The 5,184-nt window shown below is 63.0% G+C and carries 4 protein-coding genes; 2 read left to right on the forward strand and 2 right to left on the reverse strand.

The genetic code is table 11. From position 1 onward, the window contains the following. Nucleotides 1–131: 131 nt before the first annotated feature. Complete coding sequence (locus QT222_RS06955) at nucleotides 132–560, reverse strand: universal stress protein (protein WP_004572580.1); 429 nt, start codon at nucleotides 558–560, stop codon at nucleotides 132–134. 312 nt (nucleotides 561–872) lie between these two features. Next, nucleotides 873–2,450: a bifunctional phosphoribosylaminoimidazolecarboxamide formyltransferase/IMP cyclohydrolase gene (purH, locus tag QT222_RS06960; protein WP_491476744.1), complete on the reverse strand. Its 1,578-nt coding sequence runs from the start codon at nucleotides 2,448–2,450 to the stop codon at nucleotides 873–875. A gap of 190 nt (nucleotides 2,451–2,640) precedes the next feature. Here purH and purB point away from each other — a divergent pair, with 190 nt between their 5' ends. Then, complete coding sequence (purB, locus tag QT222_RS06965) at nucleotides 2,641–4,029, forward strand: adenylosuccinate lyase (RefSeq protein WP_004572582.1); 1,389 nt, start codon at nucleotides 2,641–2,643, stop codon at nucleotides 4,027–4,029. A gap of 390 nt (nucleotides 4,030–4,419) precedes the next feature. Then, nucleotides 4,420–5,184, forward strand: a 765-nt coding sequence (locus QT222_RS06970; RefSeq protein WP_491476745.1) for an alcohol dehydrogenase catalytic domain-containing protein, incomplete at its 3' end; no start/stop codon positions are given.

A 5,184-nucleotide genomic window follows, 5' to 3' on the forward strand; every position in this document is an offset into this window, starting at 1 on the left:
CGGCAAAGTGAGAAGTGAACAGTCGCAAAGGAGCAGTGTTGGCAGGAGACACGGTGTAAATAGAGAAAGAAGCGTAAGATCGTGGGCGGCGTCAGATGTGTGTAAGGGACAGCTCATCGGGCGCGAACGGACTACTCGTCGATATGGACGACGAGGACCGGTCGGTGGGCGTTCTCTACGACGCGCTCTGTGACGCTTCCGAGCGATGCGAGTTTGTCGCGGCCCGTCCGACCGTGGGTTCCCATCACGACCACGTCGATGTCGTGTTCGTCCGCATATTCGAGGATGACTCGGTGCGGAACGCCCTCGCGGATTGCCGTGGTCGTGTCACACGCTCCTTCGCACTCGTCGGCGCACTTCTCGACGGCGTCGATGGCGTCGTCTCGAAGCGACTGGATGACCGCGTCCTGCTGGTCGCCCCCGGCCGCGAGATAGATGCGCTGGTCGACGACCGAAAGCACGTGTACCGTCGAGTTCGCGCCCGCGAGTTCGAGCGCGTGCTCGATTGCCTGCATCGTCCCACGGCTCCCGTCTGTCGGCACCAGAATATCCTCGTACATGCATCTGTGTTCGACTCGTCAGCACTTGAAGGAACCCGTCGGTGTTAGTTTGTGGGAATAAGTGGTGGTTGGGGGCTGTGAGACTAGCGGTTGGTCAGAGCAGTAGCGGTTGGTCAGAGCAGTTGTGAGACTAGCGGTTGGGTAATTAGCTTTAGGCACTCGCTCGCGTTGCTCGCTCGCACCTAAAGTCCCGTGTCCTCGTTACACGCGGCCACGAGTTTCAGACACGATTGAGCACAGCGAAATCGTGTCTGAAATCGCGTGAGACTCGCTTCGCTCGTCTCACTGACTTCCGCCACTCCTTCGCTCCGCTCAGTCGTGGCGGAAGCACCGCTCCCCAGTGAACACCATCGCAATCCCGCGCTCGTTGCACGCCTCGATGACCTTGTCGTCGTTCACCGACCCACCGGGCTGAATGACCGCCTCGATACCCGCGTCGGCCGCCTTCTCGACGCCGTCCGGGAACGGGAAGAACGCGTCGGAGGCCATGACGGCTCCCTGTGCGTCCTTGCCCTCGGCGTGCTCCTCGGCCTTCATCGCGGCGAGTTCGACCGCGTCAACGCGGGAGACCTGTCCCATGCCGACGCCGACCGTCTCGGTACCCTTGGCGAAGAGAATCCCGTTGGACTTCACGTGCTTCAGGACTTTCCACGCAAAGAGCATCGTCTCTAACTGCTCGTCGGTCGGCTCCGTCTCGGTGGCGACTTCGAGGTCGTCGAGCGTCGGGGTCCAGAGGTCGCGCTCTTGGACGAGTCGCCCGCCGACGAGCGCCTTTTCGGTGTAGGTCTCGGTTCGGTCACCGAGTTCACCTACGTTGAGCACGCGGAGGTTCTTCTTCTCCGTGAGCACGTCGAGCGCGTCGTCGGTGTAGCCGGGCGCGACGACGACTTCCTTGAACGAGTCGATAATGAGTTCGGCCGTCTCGGCGTCGCACTCGCGGTTGAGCGCGACGATGCCGCCGAAGGCGCTCATCGGGTCGGTTGCGAGGGCGTCGGCGTAGGCTTCAGCGAGCGTGTCGGCGGTCGCACAGCCGGCGGGGTTCGTGTGCTTGATGACCGCCGCGGCGGGTTCGTCGAACTCCTTGATGATATTCAGCGCGCCGTCGGCGTCGTTGTAGTTGTTGTACGAGAGGCCTTTCGCGCCCTCGTTGAGTTGGGGCGCACCGACCACGGAGGCTTCCTCGCACGTCTCGTCCACGTAGACGGCGGCGTCTTGGTGCGGGTTCTCGCCGTAGCGGAGCGTGTCGTAGCGGTCTTCGGAGGTGACGCGGCGCTCGGGAAGCCCGGCGTCGACGTCGCCCTCGATGGTGGCGGTGTCGTCTTCGACCGTCACGCGGTCCTCGGCGAACCAGCGGACTGCGCGCGGGTAGGCCTTGAATTCGGCCTCGTAGAGGACGCGCGACTTGAGGTCGTCCACGTCGTCGTCGCCGTAGACCGGGACGGCCTCCTGCGTGACGATGGGTCCGTCGTCGACTTCCTCGTTGACGACGTGAACCGTACAGCCGGTCGTCTTCACGCCCGCTTCGAGAACTTGTTCGTGGGCGTCCATGCCGGGGAACGCGGGGAGAAGCGACGGGTGAACGTTGAGCGTCGTCGGCGCGGCGTCGAGGAACGTGGATGTGAGCACGCGCATGTAGCCGTCGAGACAGACGAGGTCGAAGTCGTAGTCGGCGAGTGCGTCGAGGATGCGCTCTTCGTGCGCCTCGCGGGACTCGTCGTCGTCGCGCTCGACGACTTCGGTCGGGATGCCGCGCTCTGCGGCGGCGTCGAGAATGGGTGCGTCGGCGTGGTTCGAAACGACGACGCCGAGTTCCGCCCCGCCAGGGGCGCGGTCGGCGATGTTGCGCAGGTTTCGTCCACGGTTGCTCGCGAGACCGGCGATGGTGACCATGTGGTGAGAGCGTGTCGCAGTCCTCAAAGTGGTTGCGGTCCATAGCGTCCGATGTGGTCATGTTTGTGTATAGGTACTGTCTGAAGTGGCCGACTATCGCTTTTTAGTACCCACACATGTGCTCAACATCGGTTCCCCCGATGGGCGCGAACCCCCGCCGTTTAACCTACCCGACCGAGACGAGTCAGATATGACCGACGCCGACCGGAACGACCCGCTCTATGCGGTGTCACCGCTCGACGGGCGCTACGCCTCCCGAACCGCACCGCTCGCGAAGCACGTGAGTGAAGCCGCGCTCATGCGCGCCCGCGTGCAAGTCGAAGTGGAGTACCTCGTCGCGCTTTCGGACCTCGACGCGACGCCGCTTTCACTCTCTAATTCGGAACGCGAGTCTCTGCGGGCACTCTACGAGGAGTTCGACAACGATGACGCGGACCTCGTGAAACGGCTCGAAGTCGAGGGTGCGGAGGGCTTCTCCGCGACGAACCACGACGTGAAGGCCGTCGAGTACTTCATCCGCACCGAGACGGACGACGAAATCCACCCGTGGATTCACTTCGGTCTGACCTCCGAGGACGTGAACAATCTCGCACAGCGCCTGATGGTCAAGGGCGCAGTCGAAGACGTGCTCGTCCCCGAACTCCGTGAGATGCGCGACGAACTCGTCAGCCTCGCACAGGAGTACCGCGACGTGCCCATGCTCGCGCGAACCCACGGCCAACCCGCCACACCGACGACGTTCGGCAAGGAGATGGCCGTCTACGCCTCCCGTCTGGGTCGCACGCTGGCCCGCGTCGAGGCCGCGAACGACGACCTTTCCGGGAAACTCGCTGGCGCGTCCGGCACCTACGCAGCACACGTCGCCGCCTACCCCGACGTCGACTGGCGCGCGTTCTCCCGCGAGTTCGTCGGGTCGCTCGGCCTCGAACACACCTCGCTCGCCACGCAGGTCAACCCGTGTGACGACCTCGCGGCGCTGTTCGACGCCTTCCGCGGCGTCAACAACGTCGTCGTCGACCTCGACCGCGACGCGTGGCTCTACGTCTCCGACCGCTACCTCGGCCAAGAGGCCGTCGAGGGCGAAACCGGGTCGTCGACGATGCCGCACAAGGTCAACCCCATCGACTTCGAGAACTCCGAAGGAAACCTCTCGAAGGCGAACGCTGACCTGACGTTCCTCGCGGACTACGTCACGACCTCGCGTCTCCAGCGCGACCTCTCGGATTCGACCGTCAAACGCAATATCGGTGCTGCGTTCGCGCACTGTCTTATCGGCTACAAGAAGACCCAGACCGGACTTGGAAAGGTTGTCCCGAACGAGCACGTCATGCGCGACGAACTCGACGACATGCCGGCTATCATCGGCGAGGCCGTCCAGACGATTCTCCGCCGCGAGGGCGACACACAGGCCTACGAGCGTGTGAAGGAACTCACTCGCGGGCGCGATGTGACCCTCGAAGACTTCCACGACCTCTTTTCGGACCTCGATGTGAACGAATCGACTCGCGACGAACTCCTCGCGCTCACGCCCGCGACGTACGTCGGACTGGCGGACGAACTCGTCGACGATATCGACTAACTTCGTTCGTCGGTCCGTCAGACGAAGTCTGACGATATCAACAAACTTCGTTTGTTGGTCCACCAGACGAAGTCTGACGATATCGACGGCTGAACGAGGGTTATAACAGTTTTCCCGGCGTTATTCTATTGTAGCCTTCGAGACGCGTTGCTCGAAGAATGAGCGGTTCGTCAGGAGATGAACCGCCGCCGGAGACCGATGGGCACGGGATATCGGTCTCCGCGCGGGTTGGGCACGGGCCGGTGAACGCCGACACGGGTGGGCTGGATAGGCTGGTCCGCACGTGGCGGTGCGTCATGGGCTGGTAAGACGACGCTGGGCGCTCACCGTACTGAATTATTTACTCATCATAGAATAAGTCTTTTGGTGGGGTGGTGCATTGGTAAACGTATGAAAGCAATCGCCGTCAAGCGCGGGGAAGATAGACCGGTCGTCATCGAAAAGCCACGACCGGAACCCGAGTCCGGGGAGGCGCTCGTTCGGACGCTTCGGGTCGGCGTCGACGGGACCGACCACGAGGTCATCGCCGGTGGGCACGGGGGATTCCCAGAGGGCGAAGACCATCTCGTGCTCGGCCACGAGGCGGTTCGCGGCGTCGTCGACCCGAACAGCCCCGAACTGGAGGGAGGCGACATCGCCGTTCCCTCCGTTCGGCGACCCCCGGCTCCGGGCACCCACGAATATTTTTTGTGCGACCAAACGGACACCTCGCCCGCCAGGATGTACTTCGAACGCGGTATCGTCGGCGCACACGGGTACATGTCCGAGTTCTTCACCAGTCCGGAGAAGTATCTCGTCCGCATCCCGCGCTCGCAGGCGGAACTCGGCTTTCTCATCGAACCTATCTCTATCACCGAAAAGGCTCTCGAACACGCCTACGCGAGTCGGTCGGCGTTCGACTGGGACCCGTCGTCGGCATTCGTCCTCGGAAACGGCAGTCTCGGACTCCTGACGCTCGCCATGCTGAAGGTAGACGACAAGGGCTACGAGAATCTCTACTGTCTCGGCCGTCGCGACCGCCCGGACCCGACAATCGACATCATCGAGGAACTCGACGCGACATACGTCGACTCCAGACAGACACCCGTCGAGGACGACCCGGACGTGGACGAGCAGATGGACCTCATCTACGAGGCCACCGGCTTCCCGACACAC

The sequence above is a fragment of the Haloferax sp. s1 genome, assembly GCF_058382125.1.

What these genes read in the sequence shown, in the direction of transcription:
- purH (WP_491476744.1), bottom strand. Translation starts at nt 2,450, where the DNA reads ATGGTCACCATCGCCGGTCTCGCGAGCAACCGTGGACGAAACCTGCGC.
- QT222_RS06955 (WP_004572580.1), bottom strand. Translation starts at nt 560, where the DNA reads ATGTACGAGGATATTCTGGTGCCGACAGACGGGAGCCGTGGGACGATG.
- purB (WP_004572582.1), top strand. Translation starts at nt 2,641, where the DNA reads ATGACCGACGCCGACCGGAACGACCCGCTCTATGCGGTGTCACCGCTC.